This window comes from Yinghuangia sp. ASG 101 (assembly GCF_021165735.1).
In the GTDB taxonomy this organism is placed as follows: Bacteria; Actinomycetota; Actinomycetes; order Streptomycetales; family Streptomycetaceae; genus Yinghuangia.
In genome coordinates this window covers 3,216,710-3,240,881 of record NZ_CP088911.1, presented here as the reverse complement: position 1 = coordinate 3,240,881, position 24,172 = coordinate 3,216,710, and the positions used below count along the sequence as shown (strand labels likewise).

At 72.6% G+C, this 24,172-nt stretch carries 23 protein-coding genes and 1 tRNA gene; 14 read left to right on the top strand and 10 right to left on the bottom strand.

Annotated features, from left to right (window positions below):
• Positions 1 to 35: 35 nt before the first annotated feature.
• Positions 36 to 536: a MarR family winged helix-turn-helix transcriptional regulator gene (locus LO772_RS13535; RefSeq protein ID WP_231778658.1), complete on the bottom strand. Its 501-nt coding sequence runs from the start codon at positions 534 to 536 to the stop codon at positions 36 to 38.
• Positions 537 to 628: 92 nt separating this feature from the next.
• Between LO772_RS13535 and LO772_RS13530 the strand changes: the two genes are divergently transcribed.
• Positions 629 to 1,402: a methyltransferase domain-containing protein gene (locus LO772_RS13530; RefSeq protein ID WP_231778657.1), complete on the top strand. Its 774-nt coding sequence runs from the start codon at positions 629 to 631 to the stop codon at positions 1,400 to 1,402.
• A 73-nt stretch (positions 1,403 to 1,475) separates the two neighbouring features.
• Complete coding sequence (locus LO772_RS13525) at positions 1,476 to 2,393, top strand: ADP-ribosylglycohydrolase family protein (RefSeq protein WP_231778656.1); 918 nt, start codon at positions 1,476 to 1,478, stop codon at positions 2,391 to 2,393.
• Between the two features lie 153 nt (positions 2,394 to 2,546).
• Here LO772_RS13525 and LO772_RS13520 read toward each other — a convergent pair whose 3' ends face one another.
• Complete coding sequence (locus tag LO772_RS13520; RefSeq protein ID WP_231778655.1) at positions 2,547 to 3,206, bottom strand: TetR/AcrR family transcriptional regulator; 660 nt, start codon at positions 3,204 to 3,206, stop codon at positions 2,547 to 2,549.
• Positions 3,207 to 3,213: 7 nt separating this feature from the next.
• Positions 3,214 to 4,182 (bottom strand): acyl-CoA desaturase, encoded by a 969-nt coding sequence (locus LO772_RS13515; RefSeq protein ID WP_231778654.1) that lies wholly within the window; start codon positions 4,180 to 4,182, stop codon positions 3,214 to 3,216.
• Positions 4,183 to 4,461: 279 nt separating this feature from the next.
• On the opposite strand from LO772_RS13515, the gene LO772_RS13510 reads away from it, so the two are divergent.
• The 5 genes from LO772_RS13510 to pth all read left to right on the top strand — a co-directional run bounded on the left by LO772_RS13510 (position 4,462) and on the right by pth (position 8,801).
• Positions 4,462 to 4,533 (top strand) — tRNA-Gln (locus LO772_RS13510).
• Positions 4,534 to 4,668: 135 nt separating this feature from the next.
• Positions 4,669 to 6,219, top strand: coding sequence for a bifunctional UDP-N-acetylglucosamine diphosphorylase/glucosamine-1-phosphate N-acetyltransferase GlmU (gene glmU / locus LO772_RS13505; RefSeq protein WP_231778653.1), 1,551 nt, complete (start codon positions 4,669 to 4,671; stop codon positions 6,217 to 6,219).
• The gene (locus LO772_RS13500; protein WP_269453200.1) at positions 6,216 to 7,193 is read left to right on the top strand and encodes a ribose-phosphate diphosphokinase; all 978 of its coding nucleotides are present in this window, start codon (positions 6,216 to 6,218) and stop codon (positions 7,191 to 7,193) included. Before glmU ends, LO772_RS13500 begins: the two co-directional genes overlap by 4 nt.
• 359 nt (positions 7,194 to 7,552) lie before the next feature.
• Positions 7,553 to 8,152, top strand: coding sequence for a 50S ribosomal protein L25/general stress protein Ctc (locus tag LO772_RS13495; RefSeq protein ID WP_231778652.1), 600 nt, complete (start codon positions 7,553 to 7,555; stop codon positions 8,150 to 8,152).
• 52 nt (positions 8,153 to 8,204) lie between these two features.
• Positions 8,205 to 8,801, top strand: a complete 597-nt coding sequence (pth, locus tag LO772_RS13490; RefSeq protein ID WP_231778651.1) for an aminoacyl-tRNA hydrolase — start codon at positions 8,205 to 8,207, stop codon at positions 8,799 to 8,801.
• Between the two features lie 100 nt (positions 8,802 to 8,901).
• Here the strand turns inward: pth and LO772_RS13485 are convergent, their stop codons facing one another.
• Together LO772_RS13485 and LO772_RS13480 are read right to left on the bottom strand one after the other, a co-directional pair.
• Positions 8,902 to 9,396 carry an SUKH-3 domain-containing protein gene (locus LO772_RS13485; protein WP_231778650.1) on the bottom strand — a complete coding sequence of 165 codons (495 nt, stop codon included), beginning with the start codon at positions 9,394 to 9,396 and terminating at the stop codon, positions 8,902 to 8,904.
• A 2-nt stretch (positions 9,397 to 9,398) separates the two neighbouring features.
• On the bottom strand, positions 9,399 to 9,983 hold the full coding sequence (locus LO772_RS13480; RefSeq protein ID WP_231778649.1) for a YwqJ-related putative deaminase: 585 nt from the start codon (positions 9,981 to 9,983) through the stop codon (positions 9,399 to 9,401).
• A gap of 359 nt (positions 9,984 to 10,342) precedes the next feature.
• Between LO772_RS13480 and LO772_RS13475 the strand changes: the two genes are divergently transcribed.
• From LO772_RS13475 to LO772_RS13445, 7 genes are all read left to right on the top strand, one after another.
• Positions 10,343 to 11,458, top strand: a complete 1,116-nt coding sequence (locus LO772_RS13475; RefSeq protein ID WP_231778648.1) for a Gfo/Idh/MocA family protein — start codon at positions 10,343 to 10,345, stop codon at positions 11,456 to 11,458.
• Between the two features lie 7 nt (positions 11,459 to 11,465).
• Positions 11,466 to 12,476 (top strand): NAD-dependent epimerase/dehydratase family protein, encoded by a 1,011-nt coding sequence (locus LO772_RS13470; RefSeq protein WP_231778647.1) that lies wholly within the window; start codon positions 11,466 to 11,468, stop codon positions 12,474 to 12,476.
• A gap of 127 nt (positions 12,477 to 12,603) precedes the next feature.
• Positions 12,604 to 13,779 (top strand): DegT/DnrJ/EryC1/StrS family aminotransferase, encoded by a 1,176-nt coding sequence (locus LO772_RS13465; RefSeq protein WP_231779534.1) that lies wholly within the window; start codon positions 12,604 to 12,606, stop codon positions 13,777 to 13,779.
• A 52-nt stretch (positions 13,780 to 13,831) separates the two neighbouring features.
• Positions 13,832 to 14,968 carry a DegT/DnrJ/EryC1/StrS family aminotransferase gene (locus LO772_RS13460; protein WP_231778646.1) on the top strand — a complete coding sequence of 379 codons (1,137 nt, stop codon included), beginning with the start codon at positions 13,832 to 13,834 and terminating at the stop codon, positions 14,966 to 14,968.
• Positions 14,965 to 16,521 (top strand): MBL fold metallo-hydrolase, encoded by a 1,557-nt coding sequence (locus tag LO772_RS13455; protein ID WP_231778645.1) that lies wholly within the window; start codon positions 14,965 to 14,967, stop codon positions 16,519 to 16,521. Before LO772_RS13460 ends, LO772_RS13455 begins: the two co-directional genes overlap by 4 nt.
• Positions 16,522 to 16,531: 10 nt before the next feature.
• Positions 16,532 to 17,962 carry a protein kinase domain-containing protein gene (locus LO772_RS13450; RefSeq protein WP_231778644.1) on the top strand — a complete coding sequence of 477 codons (1,431 nt, stop codon included), beginning with the start codon at positions 16,532 to 16,534 and terminating at the stop codon, positions 17,960 to 17,962.
• A gap of 74 nt (positions 17,963 to 18,036) precedes the next feature.
• On the top strand, positions 18,037 to 18,342 hold the full coding sequence (locus tag LO772_RS13445) for a hypothetical protein (RefSeq protein ID WP_231778643.1): 306 nt from the start codon (positions 18,037 to 18,039) through the stop codon (positions 18,340 to 18,342).
• A 147-nt stretch (positions 18,343 to 18,489) separates the two neighbouring features.
• Here LO772_RS13445 and LO772_RS13440 read toward each other — a convergent pair whose 3' ends face one another.
• From LO772_RS13440 to LO772_RS13420, 5 genes are all read right to left on the bottom strand, one after another.
• On the bottom strand, positions 18,490 to 19,446 hold the full coding sequence (locus LO772_RS13440; RefSeq protein WP_231778642.1) for a methionyl-tRNA formyltransferase: 957 nt from the start codon (positions 19,444 to 19,446) through the stop codon (positions 18,490 to 18,492).
• Positions 19,436 to 20,485, bottom strand: a complete 1,050-nt coding sequence (locus LO772_RS13435; RefSeq protein ID WP_231778641.1) for a hypothetical protein — start codon at positions 20,483 to 20,485, stop codon at positions 19,436 to 19,438. Before LO772_RS13435 ends, LO772_RS13440 begins: the two co-directional genes overlap by 11 nt.
• Positions 20,482 to 21,741, bottom strand: coding sequence for a nucleotide sugar dehydrogenase (locus tag LO772_RS13430; protein ID WP_231778640.1), 1,260 nt, complete (start codon positions 21,739 to 21,741; stop codon positions 20,482 to 20,484). The genes LO772_RS13435 and LO772_RS13430 overlap by 4 nt, the downstream gene beginning before the upstream one ends.
• A gap of 45 nt (positions 21,742 to 21,786) precedes the next feature.
• On the bottom strand, positions 21,787 to 22,248 hold the full coding sequence (locus tag LO772_RS13425; RefSeq protein ID WP_231778639.1) for a hypothetical protein: 462 nt from the start codon (positions 22,246 to 22,248) through the stop codon (positions 21,787 to 21,789).
• Positions 22,249 to 22,475: 227 nt separating this feature from the next.
• Positions 22,476 to 23,933, bottom strand: a complete 1,458-nt coding sequence (locus LO772_RS13420) for an aldehyde dehydrogenase family protein (protein ID WP_231778638.1) — start codon at positions 23,931 to 23,933, stop codon at positions 22,476 to 22,478.
• Positions 23,934 to 24,172 lie beyond the last annotated feature (239 nt).

Below are 24,172 nucleotides of genomic sequence, written 5' to 3'. Positions count from 1 at the left end.
GTGCGGGGCCGGATCGCGGGGGAGGCGCGGACGCGTCAGTGCGCGGCGTGGTTGTCGAACGGGGCGACCACCGTGCGCAGGAGGTCCGCGAGGGCCGTGCGCTGGGCGGTGTCGAGGCCGGCGAGGATGTCGCGTTCGTGTTCGAGCAGGTCGGCCATCGCGGAGTCGACGCGGTCGCGGCCGTCGTCGGTGAGGCGGACCAGGACGCCGCGCCGGTCACCGGGGTCGGGCAGGCGCAGCACGAGGCCCTTGGCGGTGAGCCGGTCGATGCGGTTGGTCATCGTCCCGGAGGTGACGAGCGTCTGCGTGAGCAGCTGGCCGGGCGAGAGCTGGTACGGTGCGCCCGCGCGGCGCAGTGCCGACAGCACGTCGAACTCCCACGGTTCGAGGTCGCGGGCGGTGAACGCGAGGCGGCGGGCGCGGTCGAGGTGGCGGGCGAGCCGGGTGACCCGGCTGAGCACCTGCAGCGGTTCGACATCGAGGTCGGGGCGCTCGCGGCGCCACGCTTCGATCAGTCGGTCGACCTCGTCCTTCATGGGGTGCAGTCTAGCTAGTGGTTTGATACCAAGCCTCTTGACGTCAAGAGAACCACCGCCGGACAACACGCCGACCGCCTCCGGAGGCCGCCATGTGGGACCCGAACTCCTATCTCCGCCACGCCGATCACCGCCTGCGCCCGTTCCACGACCTGATCGCCCGCATCCCCACCCCGGCGCCGCTGCGCGTCCTCGACCTGGGCTGCGGGCCCGGCAACGCGACCGCCGAACTCGCCGACCGCTGGCCGGACGCGCACGTCACCGGGCTCGACAACTCGGACGCCATGGTCGCGTCCGCCCGGAAGCTCGCGCGGCCCGGCCTCGACTTCTCGACCGCCGACCTCACGACCGACGACTGGCTGCCCAACGACGGTGCCGACGTCATGGTCACCAACGCCGTGCTGCACTGGGTCCCCGGGCACCTCGCGCGGCTGCCGCGGTGGACGGACGCCCTCACCCCCGGCGGGTCGTTCGCGGTGCAGGTCCCCGCCAACTTCGCCGACCCGGCGCACGTGCTGCTGACCGAACTCACGGCGTCCGCGCGGTGGAAGGACCGGATCGGCGCCGAGCCCCGGCCGTTCGAGGCGCATTCCGCCGACCGGTACCTCGACGCGCTGGCCCGGCCCGGGTTCCGCGTCGACGCGTGGGAGACGACGTACCTGCACGTGCTGCACGGGCCGGATCCGGTGCTGTCGTGGATGGAGGGCACCGCGCTGCGGCCCGTCCTCGCCGCGCTCGCGGACGCCGACCGGGGCGAATTCCTCGCCGAGTACGGCGCGTTGCTGGCGGACGCGTACCCCGAGCGGGACCTCGGGACGGTGCTGCCGTTCCGCCGGGTCTTCGCGGTCGCCGTCAACACCGGGTGACGTATCGTCAGAACCGGTCGTACGCAGGGAAATTCGAGGGCGGACCGGGCCGGGAGCCGTCATGATCGGGGCCATGAACCGCATCCACGGCGCCGCCAGGTCCCTGCGCGGCCTCGCCCTCGGGGACTCGTTCGGACAACGCTGGTTCCACCGGAAGGGCGCCGAGCGGGCCGAGGCCCTGGCCGCGCGCCGCACACCCGAGGAAAGCCCGTGGCGCTGGACCGACGACACCGCGATGGCGCTGTCGGTGGTCCGCGTCCTGCACGTTTTCGGCCACATCGACCAGAGCGCCCTCGCGAGCCACTTCGCGAGCCGGTACGTGGCCGACCCGCACCGCGGGTACGGCCCGTCGATGCACGGCGTCCTGCGGGCGATCCACGCGGGCGAGGACTGGTCGGCCGTCACCGCGGCGCAGTTCGAGGGCCAGGGTTCGTGGGGCAACGGCTCCGCGATGCGGGTCGCCCCGCTCGGCGCGTGGTACGCGGACGACCTGGACGCGGTCGTCGAGCAGGCCGCCCTCAGCGCGGAGGCCACCCACGCGCACCCCGAGGCCCTCGCGGGCGCGGTCGCCGTCGCGGTGGCCGCGGCGCTCATGGCCGCGGGCCGCGACGAACCGGCCGGAGCCCCGGGGGACTTCCTCGGCCGGGTCGCCGACCTCACACCGCACGGCGAGGTGCGCGGCAATCTGCGCGCGGCTGCGCGATTCGCCGACGGCACCACGTGGCGGCACGCCGCGGAGGTCCTGGGCACCGGCCTGCGCATGTCGTGCCCCGACACGGTGCCGTTCGCGCTGTGGACCGCCGCACACCACCCCGACGACCTCGTCGAGGCGCTGTGGACGACGGCGAACGGCCTGGGCGACGTCGACACCACGTGTGCCATCACCGGCGGCGTCGTCGCCGCCCGCACCGGGCTGGACGGCGTCCCCGCGGCCTGGCTCGCCGCCGCCGAGCCGCTGCCCGACTGGGCGACGGGGGCGTCGCCGTCGTGACGGTCCCGCCGGTGGCCGGGGCGATCGCGGCCCCGGCGCCGGTCCCGCCATCGGGCCGGTGAACGCGGCCTCGCGGCGTGCGGCCGGGGGCGGCCGGGGGACGGAAAACGCGGGCCGTCGGCGCTTCCCGACCTGTGGCCGCCGCCCGCCGCCTCAGGAGGGGTCGGATTTGCGGCGCGTCACCAGGCGCGGGTTCGGTTCCAGCCCGGAGAGGCCGTTCCACGCGAGGTTGACCAGGTGGGCCGCGACCTCCGACTTCGCCGGGGTGCGCACGTCCAGCCACCACTGCCCGGTCAGCGCCACCATGCCGACGAGCATCTGGGCGTACATCGGCGCGAGTTTCGGGTCGTAGCCGCGCGAGGCGAACTCCAGGCCGAGGATGTGCTCGACCTGGGACGCGATATCGCTGATCAGCGACGCGAACGTGCCGGTGGACTGGGCGACGGGCGAATCCCGGACGAGGATCTGGAAGCCGTCGGTCGAATGTTCGATGTAGTCGAGCAGGCCGAACGCGGCCTGTTCGAGCAGTTCCCGGGGGTGGCCGCCGGTGAGGGCGCTCGTGACGCCGTCGAGGAGGATTCTCATCTCGCGGTCGACAACGACCGCGTAGAGCCCCTCCTTGCCACCGAAATGTTCATAAACGACCGGTTTCGAAACGCCCGCCTTGGCGGCGATCTCCTCCACACTCGTGGCGTCGAAGCCTCGCTCGGCGAACAGCGTCCGACCGATGTCGATGAGCTGTTCGCGCCGTTCCTTGCCGGTCATGCGGACACGACCCGCGCGTGAACCGCCGCGTCTGCTGCTCTCGGTCATCCATCCATCATGCCGCGCGCCGCGAGGCGATCCGCGCGCGGTCCGGCCATCGCACATCGGATACCCAGCCGAGTTTCTCCATCCAGCGAATGATCCGGGCGCTGGTGTCGAGCTGGCCGCGCAGCACGCCGTGCCGGGCCGCGGTCTGGTCCGCGTGGTGCAGGTTGTGCCACGACTCGCCCATCGACGGGATCGCGAGCCACCACACGTTGGTGGACTTGTCGCGCGAGCGGAACGGCTGCTTGCCGACCGCGTGGCAGATCGAGTTGATCGACCACGTCACGTGGTGCAGCAGGGCCACCCGGACCAGGCCGGCCCAGAAGAACGCCGTCAGGGCCCCCTGCCAGGACCACGTGACCAGGCCGCCGACGAGGGCCGGGAAGGTCAGCGACACGGCGACCCACATCGGGAACTGCCGGGACACCCGGACCATCGTGGCGTCCTTGAGCAGGTCGGGGGCGTACTTGTCCTGCGGGGTCTGCTCGGGGTCGAAGAGCCAGCCCATGTGGGACCACCACATGCCCTTGGCGAGGTTGCGCACGCCCCCGCCGTAGCGCCACGGCGAATGCGGGTCGCCCTCCTGGTCGGAGAACTTGTGGTGCTTGCGGTGGTCGGCCACCCAGCGCACGAGCGGCCCCTGGACCGCCATGTTGCCGGCGATCGCCAGCGCGACGCGCACTTTGCGGCCGGCTTTGAACGATCCGTGGGTGAAGTAGCGGTGGAAGCCGATCGTGATGCCGTGCCCGGTGATCGCGTACATGACCACGACCAGCGCGATGTCGACCCACGACAGGCCCCAGCCCCACATCACGGGGACCGCGGCGATCAGCGCCGCGAAGGGGATGCCGATGAACAGCGCGAGTGCGATTTGCTCGGCCGGATTCTTCTGCTCCCCGCCCAGAGTGCCCCTTATCGGGGACGGCGTCGGGGTCTCGGTCTCGGTTGCGAGCACGGCTGTGCCGGACGGAGGTGTCATGGATTCCCTCGCTCGTCGGAGGACGGAGGCGATTTCAGAGCATTTTTATGGCATACGGATGCGTAACCTACGGGGGCGTAGGTTGTCGCCAGTATGGCACCAGCGCGGGGTGGGGGAAGAGATCCATTCCGTCAACCGGGTTTCCGGGCGCGCCGGGAGCGCGCCGGGAAGCCGTCGGGAGGGGCTTATCCCGAGGCGTACGATGCCCGCGGGCTGGCATAGTAGGTTCCTGCGCGACCGGGTCTCCTGAGGGGAAAACAGGAGCGGTCGACCGTGCGATCCGCTGTGGTGTAATCGGCAGCACTGGGGTCTTTGGAACCCTATGTCCAGGTTCGAGTCCTGGCAGCGGAGCTGTTCTCCAAGTGGCGTCTTCAGGGCAGCCGGCCGGTATCCTCGGGGTGTCCGGTAATTAACGGCGCGCTCGCTCCGCCGTGCCCGTCGTGTCGCCGGGCGGTCCCCCGCACGCGAAGCCGAGGAGCCACCGGCGTGAGCCCCGTCCGCCCCGCTGCTGTTGTCGTACTCGCCGCGGGTGAGGGCACCCGCATGAAGTCCGCGACCACCCCCAAGGTCCTGCACGCACTCGCCGGGCGCAGCCTGGTCGGGCACGTGGTCGAAGCGGCCAGACGGCTGGACCCCGAGGAGCTGGTCGTCGTGGTCGGGCACGGCCGCGACCGGGTCACCGCCCACCTCGCGGAACTCGACCCGGACGCCCTCCCGGTCGTGCAGGAGGAGCAGAACGGCACCGGGCACGCGGTCCGCGTCGCGGTCGACGCGCTCGCCGACCGGGGGCGCGAACCGTCCGGCACCGTGGTCGTGGTCTGCGGCGACACCCCTCTGCTCACCACCGGGACACTGGCCGCGCTGGTCGACACGCACCAGCAGGAGGGCAACGGCGTCACGGTGCTCTCCGCACACGTGCCCGACCCGACGGGGTACGGCCGGATCGTCCGCGAGGGCGACGGCGCCGTGGGCGGCGTCGTCGAGCACAAGGACGCCGACGCCGCGCAGCGCGCGATCACCGAGATCAACTCCGGGGTGTACGCGTTCGACGGCAAGCTCCTGCGCGCCGCGCTCTCGGGTCTGACCACCGACAACAGCCAGGGCGAGGAGTACCTCCCCGACACCCTCGCGGTGCTGCGCTCCGCCGGGCACCGCGTGGGCGCCGTGGCCGCGGCCGACCACCGCGAAATCCTCGGCATCAACGACCGCGTGCAACTCGCCGAGGCCAGGCGGCTGTTCAACCAGCGCGTCCTGGAGGCCTGGATGCGCGCCGGTGTCACGGTCGTCGACCCGGCCACGACCTGGGTCGACGTCGACGCGACGCTGGAGCCCGACGCGACGCTGCTGCCGAACACCCAGTTGTACGGGCGCACTTCGATCGCCGCGGGGGCCGAGGTCGGGCCGAACTGCACGCTGCGTGACACCGTCGTCGACGCCGGCGCTCACGTGTTCAACGCGACCTGCGAGGGCGCGGTCGTGGGTCCGGGCGCGAGCGTGGGGCCGTACACATATCTGCGCCCGGGTACCGTGCTGGCCGGGAACGCGAAGGCCGGCGGGTTTGTGGAGATGAAGAACGCGCAGGTGGGCGAGGGTTCCAAGGTCCCGCACCTGTCGTATGTCGGCGACGCGACCATCGGTGTCGGGGCCAACATCGGGGCCGCTACGATTTTCGTGAATTACGACGGAGTGGCCAAACACCACACGGTTGTGGGCGACCATGTACGTGTGGGCAGCGATTCGATGCTCGTGGCGCCGGTGACCATCGGTGATGGCGCCTACACGGCGGCCGGATCGGTGGTCACCGAGGATGTCCCGCCCGGAGCGATGGCGGTGGCGCGCGGGCGCCAGCGCAACATCACGGGCTGGGTGACGCGTCGGCGCGCGGGTTCGCCCGCCGCCGCCGCCGCGGAGGCCGCGCGACGGGAGACAGCGCGGCCGGAGTCCGCATCGGTTCGGGATGGGGTCGGGGGCGTGCAGGAGACGGCAGGGCCGACCGTCGGTCAGGTCGAGGCGAGCAACAAGGAGACGGATCAGTGAGCGGGATCAAGCTGGCGCCCGAGCGCAAGCTCATGCTTTTCACCGGCAGGGCGCACCCCGAGCTGGCGAAGCAGGTGGCGACCGAGCTGGGCGCGAGCCTCGTTCCGACCAAGGCGTTCGACTTCGCCAACGGCGAGATCTACGTGCGCTTCGAGGAATCGGTGCGCGGTTCCGACGCGTTCGTGATCCAGAGCCACACGGCTCCGATCAACACGTGGATCATGGAGCAGCTCATCATGGTCGACGCGCTCAAGCGGGCCTCCGCGAAGCGCATCACCGTGATCATCCCGTTCTACGGGTACGCGCGCCAGGACAAGAAGCACCGCGGCCGTGAGCCGATCTCGGCGCGGCTGATGGCCGACCTGTTCCGCACCGCGGGTGCCGACCGCCTGATGTGCGTCGACCTGCACACGTCGCAGATCCAGGGCTTCTTCGACGGCCCGGTCGACCACCTGTTCGCGCTGCCGCTGCTCGCCGACCACGTGGGCAAGCGCGTCGACCGCGGGCGCCTGACGGTCGTGTCGCCCGACGCCGGGCGCGTGCGCGTCGCCGACCAGTGGACCGACCGCCTCGGCGCGCCGCTGGCGATCATCCACAAGCGCCGCGACCCGAACGTCGCCAACGAGGTCTCGGTGCACGAGGTCGTCGGTGACGTCAAGGGCCGCACGTGTGTGCTGGTCGACGACATGATCGACACCGGCGGCACGATCTGCGCCGCCGCGGAGGCGCTGTTCGCCAACGGCGCCGCCGACGTCATCGTCGCCGCGACGCACGCGGTGCTGTCCGGCCCGGCGGTGGACCGGCTGAAGAACTCGCGGATCAGCGAGGTCATCGTCACCAACTCGCTGCCGATCCCCGAGGACCGGCAGTTCGACAAGCTGACGACCCTGTCGATCGCGCCGATGGTCGCCCGCGCGATCACCGAGGTGTTCGAGGACGGCTCGGTGACCAGCCTGTTCGACGGCCACGGCTGAGCCCGTACGACCGGGGCGCGGCACCGCCACCGCCCGGTCGCGACACGGATGTTCGGACGCCGCCCGGTCACTGGCCGGGCGGCGTCCGCCTGTTCGGGAGGGACCCGATTTCAGGGTCGCCCGATGTTGTGGGTAGGCTTGCGGGGTTGCCCGGCGAGGGATGCGAGATCTGCTCCGTGATCGACGCGGTGGCAGACGGCTGGCATGCTCCTCCCGGCTTCCGGGAACCCGGCGCCGCTCGGGCGCCAAGGGGTCCGATCGAGTCCGTCCGCTTCCTCAAGCGTCGCTCCGGTCGGGCCTCCTCCATCGGGGTCCCACCCCGCTCATTCGCCACCGCGTCGTTTCGAGGAGTACCCGTCGTGTCCGAGGTCCGTATCGCCGCCGAGTCGCGTTCCGAGTTCGGCAAGGGCGCCGCGCGACGTGCCCGTCGCGAGGGCAAGGTTCCCGCAGTTCTCTACGGTCACGGCAGCGCTCCCGTGCACCTGTCGCTGCCGGGCCACGACCTGATGCTCGCGCTCAAGACGCCGAACGTCCTGCTCGCCCTCGAGGTCGACGGCAAGAAGGAGCTGGCGCTCCCGAAGGACGTGCAGCGCCACCCGATCAAGCGCCACCTGGAGCACGTCGACCTGATCCTCGTCAAGCGCGGTGAGAAGGTCGTCGTCGAGGTGCCGGTGCAGCCGACCGGCACGGTCGCCCCGGGCGGTCTGCTGGAGACCGTGCTCGTCGCGCTGCCCGTCGAGGCCGAGGCCACCCACCTGCCCGAGGCCGTCGAGGTCTCGGTCGAGGGCCTGGAGGCCGGGCAGTCCGTGCACGCCAAGGACATCGTGCTGCCGTCGGGCACGTCCCTCGCGGTCGATGGCGACACCGTTGTCCTGCACGTCATGGTCCCGGCGGCGGCCGAGGCCGCGGCGACCGACGAGGCGGCGGCCGAGGCTCCCGCGGAGACCGTCGAGGCCTGAGCCTCGGTCGGGCACCGTCAACGACAACCTTGGACTCCACGAGGCACACAGCATGGTGACGTCGCAGGCCCACGCCGACGCGGACAACGGTCCGTGGCTCGTCGTGGGCCTCGGCAACCCGGGGCCGGAGTACGCCGGCAACCGGCACAACATCGGCTTCATGGTCGCCGACCTCCTCGCGGAGCGCGCCGGCGGCAGGTTCAAGGCCCACAAGTCCCGCGCGCAGGTCGTGGAGGGCCGGATCGCGGGGCACCGCGTCGTCCTGGCGAAGCCGATGACGTACATGAACCTGTCGGGCGGCCCGGTCACCGGGCTGCGCGACTTCTACAAGGTGCCGACGGAGCGCATCGTCGTGATCCACGACGAGCTCGACATCGACTTCGCGGTGCTGCGCCTCAAGCGCGGCGGCGGCGACAACGGCCACAACGGGCTCAAGTCGATCACGAAATCGCTCGGTCCCGACTACCACCGGGTGCGGTTCGGCATCGGCCGTCCGCCGGGGCGCATGGACGTCGCGGCGTTCGTGCTGCGGGACTTCTCGTCCACCGAGCGCAAGGGCCTCGACGTCGAGGTCGACCGGGCGGCGGACGCGGTCGAGTCTCTGATCACCGACGGGCTCGAACGCGCGCAGAGCGCCTTCAACTCCTGAGCGGTCCCCGCACACGCGCGAACGAACTCGGGCGGATCGCGGGCGACTTCGTCCGGCATGCGGCCGACCCCGGTGAGGGGCGGGGCCGTTGCGGGGGCGGTCAGCGCACGGACTCCCATGTGCCGTCGTCGTGGACCCGGGCCGGTGCGGCGCCCAGGACGAGGGCCGTCAGGGCCGCGTCGACGTTCGCGCCGAGGTACCACTCGCCGGTGTGGTCGATCGCGAACACGCGTCCGGCCGGGTCGATCGCGAGGAATCCGGCGCCGTCGTCCTCGCCGCCGAGCGGGCACAGATTGGTGCCCAGGCTGCGGCCGACGTCCGCGAGTGTGCGCGTCAGGTGCAGGCCCAGCGTCGGGTCGATGGTGAACGGCCGCCGCGCGACGGCCGCGCCCGGCCCGTCGACGACGACGCGCAGGCCGCCGAACTCCGACCACGCGTCGAGCGCGGCCGGGAACACCGAGTGCCGGTAGCCGTCGGGGGAGGTGTGGTCGGCGACCTCCTTCGCCCACATCTCCGCCTGTTCGAGGCGTTTGCGGCCCACCCGCCAGCCGGCGCGCTTGAGTTCGTAGATCACGTCGGTGGGGAAACGCGACATCGTCAGCCTTCCTTCACCGTCACACCGAAGTGGTCGAGCAGCGCCGCGCACGAGCGGCACGGCGGCTGATAACCGCCGTGCTCGGGATCGCCTTCCTCGCGAATGCGACGCAGCGTGACTTTCGCGCCCCGCAGGGCGCGCCGGGCGTCCGCAAGGGTGAACGGCCGCTTCGCGGCGCGGCCCCGGCGGCTCTCCTCGGCTTCCGCGATGTGCTCGGACAGCAATTCGACCTCGGGGCACCGGCCGTTCCAGCGCTCCCGGCGCTCCGGCGGAAGGCCGGCGAGGAACGAGCGGACGAGTTCGTGGGGCGCGGGGACGGTGTCACCCTTCGCTCCTGCCCGGGTTCGTACCTTTTTGCCCACGAACAATGCGGCGGCGACGGCGGGGAGGATGCTGTCGCGCGGCACCCGGGCCGTCATGCGTTCGGGGTGCCCCGTGGTCTTCGTCGGTGCCCGGCTGGTCGTCGGCTGGGGCGGGGCGGCCACGTCGCTTCCCTTCTGCGTCGGAGCTGATTCTTCATCACATACCGTCCTATCGCGGCTTTTCGCCTGTCGTACAACGGCAATACGACGGTTACGCAACGGCAAGCGGATGATCATCCGCCCGACACAGAGTGCCAAACGGTCTCGCTCGCCTCACCACCCGGGTGACCCTAAGTGATCACCGCCACAGAAGCCATTCGGCGTTACCCGGCCGTTCGGGGGCCGCGGGCCGGGTCGCCCGAGGGCGCGTTCGCCCGGGTTTTTCTGCCCGTTGGGCATCCGCGGGCGCCGCGCGGGCGCTAGCGTCGGGTGGGCGGTCCGCATGACGGCGGATACCGCGCCGGGGTGGGGGGTCCATGCCGGCGGCGGGGTCCGGAGGGCCGCGCTCGGCCGCGTTCGCCGCGGTGGGGGTGCCGCAGGCCAGGGGGGCGTGCGGCGGGGGGAAGCCGAGGAGTGGTTGCGCCATGGCGTCAGTGGGGTTGGCGGTGATCGGCGCCGGTTACTGGGGGCCGAATCTGGTACGCAACGCGCAGGCGACACCGGGCCTGCGGGTCGAAGTGCTGTGCGATCTCGACGAGGCGCGCGCCCGCGCGGTCCTCGGCGCGTACAGCACGGTCCGGGTGACGGCGGCGTACGACGAGGTGCTGGCGGACGACGCGGTGCGGGCGGTCGCGATCGCGACGCCGGCCGCGACGCACTTCGAACTCGTGCGCGCCGCACTGGAGTCCGGGAAGCACGTGCTGGTCGAGAAGCCGATCACGTCGTCGCGGGCCGACGCGGTCAAGCTCGTCGAACTCGCCGAGCGCAACGGGCTCACGCTGATGTGCGACCACACGTTCTGCTTCATGCCGGTGGTGCGCCGGATCCGCGACATGCTGCACGGCGGCGAGATCGGCGACGTGCAGTTCATCGACTCGGTGCGGATCAACCTGGGCATCGTGCAGCCCGATGTCGACGTGCTGTGGGACCTCGCGCCGCACGACCTGTCGATCCTCGACTTCATCCTCCCGCCGGGCGTGCACCCGATCTCGATCGCCGCCCACGGCGCGGACCCGATCGGCACCGGGCGGGCGTGCCTGGCCTACCTGGTGGTCCGGCTCAACACCGGGGCCATGGCGCACGTGCACGTCAACTGGCTGTCGCCGACCAAGGTGCGCACCACGATCATCGGCGGTTCGCGGCGCACGCTGGTGTGGGACGACATGAACCCGGCCGCGCGGCTGCACGTCCACGACAAGGGCATCGACCTGGCCGAGGACGCCGCGCTCGGCCGCGAGGCGCGGTACAGCAAGCTCGTTTCCTACCGCACGGGCGACGTCGTGTCGCCTGCGCTGCCGGAGACCGAGGCGTTGCGCGGGGTGATGGCCGAATTCGCCTCCGCGATCGCCGAGTCGCGGCCCGCGCTGACCGACGGCCGGGCCGGGGTACGGGTGTTGGAGCTTCTGGAGGCGGCGTCGCGGAGTCTGGAGACCGGCGGGCTCGCGGTGCCGGTCGGCCCGGGGGTGCCGGCGGCGCGCCCGGTCGACGCGGGGCCGCGGGTGTTTCCGCCCGCGGTGCCGGCGGGGCGCGGAAAGGGCTGAACCGACCATGGGGAGCGGAGAGTTGGCGGACGAGGACGCCTCCGGCGCGGGTGTGCCGTTGCCGGGTGCGAAGTGCGTGGTCACGGGCGGGGCGGGCACCATCGGGTCGGCGGTCGTCGACCGACTGCTCGACGCGGGCGCGGGCGAGGTCGTGGTGCTCGACGACCTGACGCGCGGTCGGCCGGAGAACCTGGCGCACGCCTTGGCCCCGGACCGCGGCGGGCGCTGCCGGCTGGTCGAAGGCGACATCCGGGACCGGGAGTTGCTGGCCCGGCTGATGCCGGGCACGGATGTGGTCTTCCACTTGGCCGCGATCCGCATCACGCGGTGTGTCGAGGAGCCGCGGTTGGCCCTGGAGGTGCTGGTCGACGGCACGTTCGACGTGCTGGAGGCGGCGCAACGGGCGGGCGTGCGCAAGGTCGTGGCGTCGTCGTCGGCGTCGGTGTACGGGCTCGCCGAGGAGTTCCCGACGGCGGAGACGCACCACCCGTACGACAACGACACGTTGTACGGCGCCGCGAAGCTTTTCAACGAGGGGCTGCTGCGCAGCTTCCACGCGATGTACGGGCTGGACTACGTCGCGTTGCGGTACTTCAACGTGTACGGCCCCCGCATGGACGTCCACGGGCTCTACACCGAGGTGTTGATCCGGTGGATGGACCGCATCGCCGACGGGCGGCCGCCGCTCATCTTCGGGGACGGAGCGCAGACGATGGACTTCGTCTTCACCGAGGACATCGCGCGCGCGAACCTGCTGGCCGCGGCGGCTCCGGTCACCGATGAGACCTACAACATCGCGTGCGGGGTGGAGACGTCGCTCAAGGAGCTGGCCTCGCGGCTGCTCGTGGCGATGGGGTCCGGGCTGGGGGTGGAGCACGGTCCGGCGCGGGCGGTGGGCGGTGTGACGCGGCGGCTCGCGGACACCCGCAAGGCCGAGCGCGATCTCGGGTTCCGGGCGGAGGTCGGCCTGGACGAGGGGCTGTCGCGTCTCGTGCGGTGGTGGCGCGCCAACAAGTAGCTTGTGCTGTCGAGGAGTTCCCGGGCCGCGAGGGTTCCGGGCCCGGGGCGGGGTGGGGGGTTCGGTGGGGTCGGCGGGTTCGATGGCTGCGGGTTCGGTGGGGTCGGCCGGTGAGCGTATTCCGGTGATGCGGCCGTGGTTCGGGCCGGAGGAGGCGGAGGCCGCCGCGGAGGCGGTCCGTTCCGGTTGGGTCGCGCAGGGGCCGCGCGTCGCGGCGTTCGAGGAGGCCTTCGCGGGGTGGATCGGCGCGGCCGACGCGGTGGCGGTTTCGTCGTGCACGGCGGCGCTGCACCTCGCGCTGACCGTCGCGGGCGTCGGGCCCGGCGACGAAGTGGTCGTGCCCTCGCTGTCGTTCATCGCGACCGCGAACGCCGTGCGGTACGTCGGCGCGTCGCCGGTCTTCGCGGATGTCGACCCGGCGACGGGCAACCTGACCCCGGCGACGGTCCGGGCGGTGCGTACGGCGGCGACGCGCGCGGTGATCCTGGTCGACCAGGGCGGCGTACCGGCGGACCTCGACGCGATGCGGGCGCTGTGCGACCCGTCGGGGATCGTGGTGATCGAGGACGCGGCGTGTGCGGCCGGGTCGACGCTGCGCGGGCGCCCGGCGGGGGCCGGTGCCGCGTTCGCGACGTACTCGTTCCACCCGCGCAAACTACTGACCTGCGGCGAGGGCGGCATGGTGACCGTCGACCGCCCCGAAGTCGGCGCCCGGCTGCGGCGGTTGCGCGAGCACGGCATGAGCGTCAGCGCGGCGGACCGGGACGCGGCGGACCGCCGCGGCGGGGCGCCGGTCCTGGAGTCGTACGACGAACTCGGCTTCAACTACCGCATGACGGATGTGCAGGCCGCGATCGGCCTCGTGCAGTTGGGCAGGCTCCCGGAGATGGTCGCGCGGCGCCGCGAACTGGCCGACGCGTACCGCCTGTTGCTCGCCGGGGTACCGGGGCTGCGGCTCGTCGGGGACCCCGTCGACGCGGAGGGCACGGCGTACGGTGAGACGAACCACCAGGCGTGCTGGGTGCTGTTGGAACCGGGGTTCCCGGTCGCGCGCGACGCGATGCTCGGGCGGCTGGCGGCGGCGGGGATCTCGGCGCGCCGCGGGATCATGGCCGCCCACCTGGAACCGGCGTACGCCGACGTCGCGCACGGGCCGCTCCCGGCGACCGAGACGCTGACCCGCGAGTCGCTGATCCTCCCGCTGTTCCACGAGATGACGGAAGTCCAGCAGAACCGCGTGGCCGCCGAGTTCTATGCTGCGGCGGGTGTCGCGGCGCCGGACGGTACGGAGGCGCGCACATGAACGCCGCCAGTGCGGCGAGGAGTTGCCCGATCGGACGCGGTGGGGGACGGGGATGAGCGGAATTCCGTTGGTCGATCTGCGCGCGGCCCATGCCGAGGTCGCGGACGAGGTGCGTGCGGGGTTCGAGCGGGTGCAGGCCTCCGCCGCGTTCGTCGGAGGGCCGGATGTCGCGGCGTTCGAGGCGGAGTTCGCGCGATTCGGCGGCGTCGGGCACTGCGTCGGCGTGGCGAACGGCACCGACGCGCTGGAGCTGATGCTGCGGGCCGACGCGATGCCGCCCGGCGCGGGCGTGGTGATGCCCGCGAACACGTTCGTCGCGACCGCGGAGGCGGTCGTGCGGGCGGGCGGGACACCGGTGTTCGCGGACGTCGACGACGAATTCCTGCTGCTCGACCCGGACTCGGCCGCGCGGGCCGCCTCCGCCGCCGACACCTGGGCGCTTCTCCCGGTCCACCTCAACGGCCAACTCGCCCCGATGGAACCGCTCGTGGCGCTCGCGTCGGACACCGGTCTGCGGGTCTTCGAGGACGCGGCCCAGTGCCAGGGCGCGACTCGGCACGGCCGGGCGGCGGGGACGTGGGGCCGGGCGGCCGGGACGAGCTTCTACCCGGGGAAGAACCTCGGCGCGTACGGCGACGCGGGTGCGGTCCTCACCGACGACGGGGAACTCGCCGGTGTCGTCCGGGAGATCGCCGACCACGGGTCACCGCGCAAGTACGTGCACAGCCGACTGGGCGTCAACTCGCGCCTCGACACGCTGCAGGCGGTGGTGCTGCGCGCGAAGCTGCGCCGCCTGGCCGCCGGCAACGCCGCCCGGCGGGCCGCGGCGGCCCGCTACGACGCGCTGCTGGCGGACCTGGCCGACGACGGCCTGCGGCTGCCGCGGACCGCCCCCGGCAACGACCACGTCTGGCACCTCTACGCGGTGCGCGTCCCGCACCGGGACGCGGTCCTCGCCGACCTCGGCGCGGCGGGGATCGGCGCGGGCGTCCACTACCCCGTACCCGTCCACCTCCAGCCCGCCTTCGGCGAACTCGGGTACGCACGAGGCGACTTCCCGGTCGCGGAGCGCGCGGCCGGGGAGATCCTCACCCTTCCGCTCTTCCCGCAGATCACCGAGGACCAGCAGGCCCGCGTGGCCGAGGCGCTGGCCAAGGCCCTCGCGAACGCGCTGCGAGGCACGCCGTGACCGGCCGCGCGCTGCCGCCCGGCGCGTCGATCCGCTCGCTCGGCCACGCCGGTTACGAGATCGCCCACGCGGGCGTCCGGCTGCTCGTCGACCCGTGGTTCCATCCGGCGTTCCTGGCCTCGTGGTTCCCCTTCCCGGACAACCGCCCGCTGCTGGACGACGTCGCGTCGGCCGCCTACGACGTGCTGTATGTGTCGCACACCCACGAGGACCACTTCGACGCGAGCACCCTCGAACTCCTCGACCACGACACGACCACCGTCGTCGTGCCGCGCTTCCGCTCGAAGGCGCTCGTCCGGAGGTTCACGGAGCTGGGCTTCCGCGAGGTGATCGCCCTCGGGCACCGCGAACGGCACGAGGTCGCCGAGGGGTTCGCCCTCACGATGCTGCTCGACACCAGCCACAAGGAGGACAGCGGACTGCTGGTCGAGTTGGACGGGTTCAGGTTCCTCGACCTCAACGACTGCAACACGCCGCTGTCCGAACTGCCCGCCGACGTCGACGTGTTGTCGGCGCAGTACTCCGGCGCGATGTGGTACCCGAACTGCTACGCGTACCCGGACGAGGTGCAGCGCCGCAAGACCGCGGAGGTCCGCGGCGACCTGTTCGACACCCTGGTGCGCAAGGTCCGGCTGACGGGCGCGTCGACGTACCTCCCCGCGGCCGGGCCGCCGTGCTTCCTCGACCCCGAGTTGGAGCGCTTCAACAACCACGCGGAGACCATCTTCCCGCTGTGGGACGACCTCGCCCGCGACTTCGCGGCGGCGTGCCCCGGTGTCGACGCGCTGTGCCTGGAACCGGGCGACGCGCTCACGGCGGACGGCGTCACCCCGTCCGACGACCCCGACCGGGGGCGGTGGCGCGACGACCCGGACGCCTACCTCGCCGCGTACCGCGCCCGCCGCGCGGACGAGTGGGCGGCGTACCACGAGGAGCCGTACGAACCGGTGACCGCCGGGGAGTTGCACGCGTACTTCCGGCAACTCACCGACTGGAACCGGCGCTTCCTCGCCGACTACGAGCGCGACGTGCGGCTCGTCGCCGACGGGGCCAGTTGGGGCATACGCCTCGGCCGCGTGGGCGGCGTCCTCGAAGCCGACCCGATCGACGCCGGCTACACCATCCAGGTCCCCCCGCGCGCGCTCCGCGCCATCGTCGACCGGCGCATCGGCTGGGAGGAGGCGCTGCTGTCCCTCCGGTTGAGCCTCCACCGCGACCCGGACACCTTCGACCTGACCCTGATGAGCCTGCTGCGCTACGGCAACCAGCCCGTGCAGACCACGCACATGCTCCGCGAGCGTGCGGAAGCGGCCTCCGGTGCGACCGTCGAGCGCGACGGCCACACGTTCCAGCGCTTCTGCCCGCACGCCGGCGAGGACCTGGCCCACGCCGAGATAGCCGACGGCGTTCTGGAATGCCCCCGCCACCACTGGACGTGGGACCTGAGGACGGGCGCGTGCCTGTCGGGCGGCACCGTGCCGTTGCGGGTGGGACCGGCGACGGCGGCTCCGTCGGAGTGGCACACTGCGGAGGGCAACGCGGGACTGCGGTGACGGGGGCAGAGTGAGCCGGATTCTGGTCGGCCGATACGAACTCGTGCGCCTGCTGGGCCGGGGCGGGATGGGCGAGGTCTGGGCCGGCACCGACATCCGGATCGGACGCAGCGTCGCGGTGAAGCTGCTGAGCGGCGAACCCGAGGCGGTCGGCGCGACGGACGCCTTCCTCCGCGAGGCACGGACCGCGGGGGCGCTGCGGCATCCCGGTGTGGTCACGGTCTTCGACGTGGGCCAGGACGACGACGGAACGCTGTTCCTGGTCATGGAGTTGGTGGACGGCAGCGATCTGGCGCGGGTGCTGCGCCGGGGCGGCGTTCCCCCGATGGCGACCGCGGTGGAATGGGTCGCGCAGGCCGCGGACGCGCTCGCCGCGGCACACCGGGCGGGTGTCGTCCACCGGGACCTGAAGCCGGCGAACCTGATGCTGACCGGTCAAGGCACGGTCACGGTCCTGGACTTCGGTATCGCCCGCTTCGCGGGGACGGCCACGACGTCGAGCCACGTGGTCGGGACGTGGGCGTACATGCCGCCGGAGCGCTTCGGCGGACACCCCGGCGACGCGCGCTCGGATGTGTACTCCCTCGGCTGCGTCCTCTACGAACTGCTCACCGGGCGACCACCGTTCGTCGCCGACAACGCCTTCGCCACGATGAACGCGCACCTCCGCCTGCGTCCCGCGCCGTTGCGCGCCCACCGCGCCGAGACGTCCCGCGTCCTCGACGATCTCGTCGGCGCCATGCTGGCGAAAGACCCCGCGGGGCGCCCGGCCACGGCCGACGAGGTCCGCGACCGCCTGCGCGCGCTCGCCCCGGTGGTGGCGCCGCGGGTGCCGGTGCCCGGGCCCCTCCTCGGGACGGTGCCGCTTCCCCCCGCCGAGCAGGGCCCGGTCCGGCGCGGCGTCTTCCGCGCCGGTCTGGTCACCGCCGTCGCCGTCGCCACCGCCGTGATCGCCGCGGGCACCGCGGCGGTCGTCCTGTGGCTGACCGGCGGCGACGGGGACACGAACGCGTCCGCGCCGTCGTCGGGAAGTACGGTGACAGGTCGCGTGCCGCCGTCGGTGACCGATCCGGGGTCCCCGGCGGAGGGTTCGGCGCCGACGGGAGGAGCGTCCTCCCCGGCCGCGCCGCAGAAGGTGCTGACGCGCAACGACGCGATGACGTCCCCGAACGGCGATACGGTCCTGCGGCTCCAGGTGGACGGAAACCTGGTGGTGTACCACCTGGGCGAACCCACGTGGGCGGCCGACAACGCCTGGCCCCGGGGGTGGCGCGCGGTGATGCAGCAGGACGGTGACTTCGTCCTGTTCGACGAGGACGGCGACGTCCTGTGGAGCAGCGGGACCGGAGGCCATCCCGGTGCCACGCTCGATGTGCGGGACGACGGCTCGGTGGTCATCGTCGACCGGAACGACACCGTGCTGTGGGCCGCGGCCGAGTGAGGGGACGCCGCGCGCGGTAGACTGCGCGATCTGCCAAGCGGCGGGCAGTGGGTCCGCCGGACGGGGAGGGCCGGATGACCAAGTCGTCGCAGCATCCGAAGACGCAGGCGAAGCTCACGGCGAAGGCGGCGTCCGCGGGACTGGCCGGCTTTGGCGGGCGGCCGATGGCCGGCGCGGTGGTGAAAGGCCACGAGTTCGTGCCCACGCGCGGCCTCACCCCCCAGCAGGCTCTCGACTCGGTGAACAAGCTGAACGCCGCCGGGTACTCCTACGGCGAGGTGGGCCCGGGAGTCGGGCCGACGCTGGGCGGTGCGGCCGGCGGCGTGTGGGTGCCCGTGCCGAAACAGGGGTTGGCGAAGAAGTTGGCGGCGATGCGGTAGACGAGCGCTCGCCGCGCGGCGCGGGAGGCGGTGGGCCTCAGCCGAGGCGGCGGTCTCCGCTCGGATGGGTCGCGGTGGCGCCGTCGACGGTCCACGCGATGAGCACAACTGCTGCCGGTGCGTCCGGCCCCGCACGTCGGACCGTGGTCACGACCGTGCCTGGCGCAGCAGCGCCAGCAGGTCAGCGGTGCGCAGGCCGAGCGTGGTTTTCACCGACGTGATCAGCGTGTTCGCGGGGGACGGCGGGCCGTCCGGGCCCAAGGCCACCTCGTGGAGGCGCAGCACTCCGTCCCCGGTCAGGACGTCCACCCAGCCTTCCCCCGAGCGGTCCACCAGGACCACACGGCCGGGGATCCGGCCCGTGAACACCGGTGCGTCGGGGGCGGGTTCCGCGCGGAGGACTCTCAGCTCCGCCAGGCCCAGGTGGGTGAACGCGCCGGGGTACGGCGGGGTCAGGGCCCGTACCAGGCGGTCGATCGCGTCGGTTGTCGCACTCCAGGGGATCTCCCCGTCGTCGGGAAGCCGCGTACAGCCGTGGGTCGCCCGGGTGTGGTCCTGCGGCTCGCCTTCGTCGCCGGTGAGGCGGCGGGCGACCGCGTCCGCGAGGACCGCGCGTTGGCGGGCGTTGAGGCGGTCATACAGATCCGTGACGGTGTCGCGCGGGCCGATGGGGACCGGCTCCTGGTACAGGATTCCGCCCGCGTCCAGGCCCGGGACCATGCTGTGAACGGTGATCGCCGTCTCCGTATCGCCGTTGATGACGGCCCAGTTCACGTTGGCCCGGCCGCGTCCGCGGGGCAGCGGCGCGTAGTGCACGTTGACGAACGGGCAGTGGGCGAGCACGTGGTCGGGGAGGATGCGGTCGTACGACGACACCACGGCCGCGTCGGGGGACAGGTCCGCGACCAGGTGCCCGATGTCGGTGATGCGCGTTCCCGATACGACGGGCACGTCCAACGTTCGTGCCAGCGCGGTCGTTTCGTCGTCGCCGGGGCGCACCAAGGCGGCGACGTCGAAGCGTTCCACGAGGGCGTGCAGGGCGTCCGCCGCCGTCGGGCCCAGGCCGATGAGCACCACCCGCGCCCTGCCGCCGTCAGAGCACATCGACGTACTCCTTGTCCTCGTCCGTCCGCAACTCCGGTGGCATCAACAGGACCTGACCGACCTTCAGGCCCCCGGCCTGCAGCCGCACGATCGGTTCCGGGCCCACGGCCGACGGCAGGATCGCCATGTGGCCGGGGGCGGGGCCGGTCGCCGGCCAGAACGGAACCCCCTCCCTCTCCAGGGAGGTCCGGTCGATGTCGCCCCACACCTGCAGGACGACCGCGCCGGGCCATCGGGCGGCGATCCGGCGGGCCTCGTGCGCCCCGATCACCGGCAGCCCGCGCGGACGCAGGGCGACGATCACCGCGTCGACGTCGCGCGGGGTGTTCACCGTGTCCAGCGAACGGGCGTAGTGCACCTGCGCGCCGGCGTGCACCAGCCCGTCGACGATCTCCGGTTCGAACGGATTGTCGCAGAGCACCACGCAGTTCGCGCCGTGCGCGGCGATGCCGCAATCCGACAGCAGGCGCAGCACCATCGCCCGGTGGTGCTCGAACACGCCCACGCGCGAGTGGTGTTCGTTGGTGCCGCCGTGCGCGATGCCGTGGGAGCGCAGTGCGGCGAGGTCGACGTCGGCGCGGCCGAGGCCGATCTCCCAGCCCTCGACCATCAGGGGGACGACCGCGCCGGGCTTGAGCCGGGCGGCGAACTCCGCGTCGATGGGCCGGAGATGGCCGCTGTTGGTGACGATGTCGGCCGCACCGACGAGGTCCGGGGTCAGCGCGGTGACGATCTCGATCGGGTGCCGCGTCCCGGCGGTCCGGGCCACCGTGTCGGTCAGCGACCGGACGTTCTCGACCGTGCCGTACCGCGTCTCCTTCGCCAGCGCGATGACCCGCGCCGCCCCCGCGAGTGCCGCGATGACCGGCGTGACGACGTACGCCCCGGTCGCGGCCTCGGTGAGCACCACGCGGCCGGTCAGGTCGAGTTCGAGGTCGGCGACCGCGCGCCGGGCCAGCCGGGCGAGGCGGGCGGGGGTGAATCCGGGCCGCGGGTCGGTGAGTTGCCGGGCCTCGGTGACGCCCGCGACGCCGTTCACAGCACCTCCACGTTGTCCGCCGGCGTCAGCGCGCGCCGGCAGTCGAGGATGTACGACGCGTGCCCGCGGACGAGTTCGAGGTCCGTGTCGTCGTGGTCGACGAGCAGCACGACCGCGTCGGCGGCCGTGACGGCATCGGCGGTGAGGTCGACGCGCCGCAGCCGTGTGTCGACCGGCTGCGCGAGGTCGACGTGCGGGTCGACCGCCGTCACGTCCGCGCCGAGGTCGAGCAGCAGCCCCGCGATCCGCGTCGACGGCGACTCGCGCGCGTCGCCGGTGTTCTTCTTGTACGCCAGGCCCAGCAGCAGCACGCGCGACCCGTTCACCGACATGCGCCGCGCGTTGAACGCGGCGGTGAGGCGGCGTACCACGTAGTCCGGCATGTGGTTGTTGACGTCGTTCGCCAGCTCGACGAAGCGGAAGCTCTGGCCAAGAGTGCGCTGCACCCGCCACGACAGGTACGACGGGTCGATCGGCAGGCAGTGCCCGCCCACACCGGGCCCGGGGGTGAACCGCATGAACCCGAACGGCTTGGTCGAGCACGCGTCGATCGCCTCCCACACGTCGATGCCCAAGTCGTGGGCGAACATCGCGACTTCGTTGACGAGCGCGATGTTGACGTGCCGGAACGTGTTCTCGATCAGCTTGACCAGCTCGGCTTCCTTGGGCGACGAGACCGGCACGGTCCGGTCCACGAGCGAGCCGTAGAACGCGTCGACGATCTCCAGCGACGCCGCGTCGATCCCGGAGACGACCTTCGGCGTGTTGACCAGATTCCACACGGGGTTGCCCGGGTCGATGCGCTCGGGGCTGTAGCCGAGATGGAAGTCCCGCCCGGCGGTCAGCCCCGACCCCTCTTCGAGGACCGGCCCCACCAACTCCTCCGTGGTGCCCGGGTACGTCGTCGACTCCAGCACCACGGTCGCCCCGGGCCGCAGGTAGCGCGACAGCGTCCGCGCGCAGTCCTCGATGTACGTCAGGTCCGGCGCGCCGTCCCGCAACGGCGTCGGCACCGTGATGACCGCGATGTCGAACCCGCCGAGCCCGCGCGGTTCGGCGGTCGCCCGGTACCGCCCGGTGCCGAGGACGTCGCGCACCCGCGCCGACGGGATGTCCTCGACGTACGACTCACCCGAGGCGAGCTGTTTGACGCGCCGTTCGTCGGTGTCGTAGCCGACGACGTCGTGCCCGACCTGCGCGGCACGGACCGCCAGCGGCAGGCCGACGTACCCCTGACCCGCGATCACCACTCGCATTGCCGATCCCCTCCCCAAGGCTCCCCCTCACCGACAGCCGCCCGGTCACCGGGGTTTCGCCGCGATCCGCGACACCGTGACCGCGCCTCTGCGTTCCCGCCGCAGCACGGCGTCCGGGAACAGCCGCCGGAGTTCCGCGTGGCCGAGCGACGCGGAACGCACCCAGTAGCGCGCGGCGCAACGGCGAACCGCCGTCGCCGCGGACTCCGGTGCGTGAGAGGGGAGTTGGTCGCAGACCGCGACGTCGTACCGGCCCGTGTGCGCGACCGGGTCACCGGTCGCCACGTCGAGCCACGGCAGTACCGTGCCCGGCGTGCCGGACGCGGACACGACGACGACGTGCGCCGGCCGTACCGGCGCGTGCCGCCAGAACTCCTCGGAACCGCCCAGGTCGACGACCCGCAGCGCGTCGATGTCCGGGAACGCCTCCCGGAACAGCTCCCACCGCCGCGCCCGTGTCACCGCGTCGAACTGCGTGACCAGCAACCCCCACACAGCCCGCCCCACCGCCCCCGCCCCCCGCGCGAACCCCGGCCGCCCACCCCGACGGCTTCCGCCAGGCTATGCGAACGGCTGTGCCCGCGCGGGTGTTTGCCGGGCTTCGTCGGCAACACCGAGCCGCGCCGGGCGCTTTCCGGCCGCCGCGCCGAGGGCTCCCGGTGCGTCCGCGAAGCCCCTCGGGCGACGGGCGGTCGGGCGCGATCCCCTGGTGGCGAGCGTGAGTTGACGGAACGTCAGGACTGCCAGACCAGAGCCTGCACCTCGCTGTAGGCGTGCAGCGCGTACGACCCGCAGTCGCGCCCCACGCCCGATTTCCTGAAGCCGCCGAACGGCGCCTCCATGTTGCGGCCGACCGTGTTGACGGCGACGCCGCCGGAGCGGATGCGCCGGGCGACGCGGAAGGCCCGTTCGGCGTCGCCGGTGAACACGTAGCTGTTGAGGCCGTAGTCGGAGGCGTTGGCGAGCGCGACGCCCTGCTCGTCGTCGTCGAACGGGATCACCGTGACGACCGGCCCGAAGAACTCCTCGCGGGCGATCGCCATGTCGTTCGCGGCGTCCGCGAACAGGGTCGGCGCGACGAAGAACCCCTTTCCGGTGTCGGGGCGTTCGCCGCCGACGACCAGGCGCGCACCCTCCGCCCGGCCGGTCGCCACGAGGTCTTCGACCCGCCCGCGCTGCACGGCCGAGATCACCGGCCCGACATCCACGCCGTCGTGCGCCGGGTCGCCGACCGTGAGCGTCTTCGCGTACTGTTCCAGGCCCTCCACCAGCTCCCGGTAGACACCGCGCTGCACGATCACGCGCGTCGGGGCGGTGCAGATCTGGCCCGCGTAGAACGTCCACACGGTGGCGATGCCGGCCACCGCGGCGGGGATGTCGGCGTCGTCGAAGACCACGCACGCGCCCTTGCCGCCCAGCTCCATGAGCTGGCGCTTCATGGCGCGCCCGGCGGCCTCGGCGATCCGGCGGCCCACCGCCGTCGACCCGGTGAAGCTGATCATGTCGACCTGACGCGCGTCGACGACCGCCTCCCCGACATCGGACGACGAGCCGGTCACCACATTGAGCACCCCGGGCGGCAGGCCGGCCTCCTCGAGCGCCGCGGCCATGCGGTAGACGGCCAGCGGGTCCTGCGGCGCCGGCTTCACGACGCAGGTGTTGCCCATCGCCAGCGCGGGCGCGACCTTGCCGGCGGTGTTCGCGAGCGGGTTGTTGTACGACGTGATGCACGCGACCACGCCCACCGGCTGCCGTACCTCCAGCGCGGAGAACACCCCGGGCCTGCTCAGCGGCGTCGCCGGGGTGACCTGCGGGCTGACGGGGAACTCGGTGGGCTCCAGCGCGCCCTTCGCGTACCGCTTGAAGCGCGAGTACGCCGTACCGACGTGCATCATCATCGCGGTCCGCGGTGTCGCGCCCGACTCCGCGGCGGCCAGCGCGGGCAGGTCGCCGCCCGCGAACAGCAGGTCGGCGGCCTTGCCGAGGATCGCCGACCGCCGCTCGGGCGGCGTCCGCGACCACGCGTCGAACGCCTCCGCCGCGGCCTCGGCGGCGGCGTACGCCTGGGCGACCGACGCCTCGGGCGCCAACCCCACGACCTCCTCCGTCGCGGGGTTGACGACCTCGTAGTGCCCCCGCCCCGGCTCGACCCACGCGCCGCCTATGAAGAGCTTCTGCGCCTCGCCACTCATCTTCCGCGTCGTCTCCCTCGCCCCAGTGGTCCCCGTACGCCGGCACGCCGCGCCTCGGCGCCCACACAATCCGACGCACCGTCAGATTTTGCGGATCTCATTGCATCCCCTGCGCCCACCGATGCCAAGACCCACGGCCGAACGAACCCGGGGAAACCCCCGTCCGCCCCTCGCGGGGTCGAACGGCGGTGCCGGAGGGTGGCGCGTACGCTGGAGGGGACCCCGGTCCTTCCCAGGCC

What these genes read in the sequence shown, in the direction of transcription:
- LO772_RS13520 (WP_231778655.1), bottom strand. Translation starts at nt 3,206, where the DNA reads ATGACCGAGAGCAGCAGACGCGGCGGTTCACGCGCGGGTCGTGTCCGC.
- LO772_RS13430 (WP_231778640.1), bottom strand. Translation starts at nt 21,741, where the DNA reads ATGCGAGTGGTGATCGCGGGTCAGGGGTACGTCGGCCTGCCGCTGGCG.
- LO772_RS13475 (WP_231778648.1), top strand. Translation starts at nt 10,343, where the DNA reads ATGGCGTCAGTGGGGTTGGCGGTGATCGGCGCCGGTTACTGGGGGCCG.
- LO772_RS13485 (WP_231778650.1), bottom strand. Translation starts at nt 9,396, where the DNA reads ATGTCGCGTTTCCCCACCGACGTGATCTACGAACTCAAGCGCGCCGGC.
- LO772_RS13445 (WP_231778643.1), top strand. Translation starts at nt 18,037, where the DNA reads ATGACCAAGTCGTCGCAGCATCCGAAGACGCAGGCGAAGCTCACGGCG.
- LO772_RS13525 (WP_231778656.1), top strand. Translation starts at nt 1,476, where the DNA reads ATGAACCGCATCCACGGCGCCGCCAGGTCCCTGCGCGGCCTCGCCCTC.
- LO772_RS13465 (WP_231779534.1), top strand. Translation starts at nt 12,604, where the DNA reads ATGCGGCCGTGGTTCGGGCCGGAGGAGGCGGAGGCCGCCGCGGAGGCG.
- LO772_RS13440 (WP_231778642.1), bottom strand. Translation starts at nt 19,446, where the DNA reads ATGTGCTCTGACGGCGGCAGGGCGCGGGTGGTGCTCATCGGCCTGGGC.
- LO772_RS13470 (WP_231778647.1), top strand. Translation starts at nt 11,466, where the DNA reads ATGGGGAGCGGAGAGTTGGCGGACGAGGACGCCTCCGGCGCGGGTGTG.
- LO772_RS13460 (WP_231778646.1), top strand. Translation starts at nt 13,832, where the DNA reads ATGAGCGGAATTCCGTTGGTCGATCTGCGCGCGGCCCATGCCGAGGTC.
- LO772_RS13515 (WP_231778654.1), bottom strand. Translation starts at nt 4,182, where the DNA reads ATGACACCTCCGTCCGGCACAGCCGTGCTCGCAACCGAGACCGAGACC.
- LO772_RS13530 (WP_231778657.1), top strand. Translation starts at nt 629, where the DNA reads ATGTGGGACCCGAACTCCTATCTCCGCCACGCCGATCACCGCCTGCGC.
- LO772_RS13420 (WP_231778638.1), bottom strand. Translation starts at nt 23,933, where the DNA reads ATGAGTGGCGAGGCGCAGAAGCTCTTCATAGGCGGCGCGTGGGTCGAG.
- LO772_RS13535 (WP_231778658.1), bottom strand. Translation starts at nt 536, where the DNA reads ATGAAGGACGAGGTCGACCGACTGATCGAAGCGTGGCGCCGCGAGCGC.
- pth (WP_231778651.1), top strand. Translation starts at nt 8,205, where the DNA reads ATGGTGACGTCGCAGGCCCACGCCGACGCGGACAACGGTCCGTGGCTC.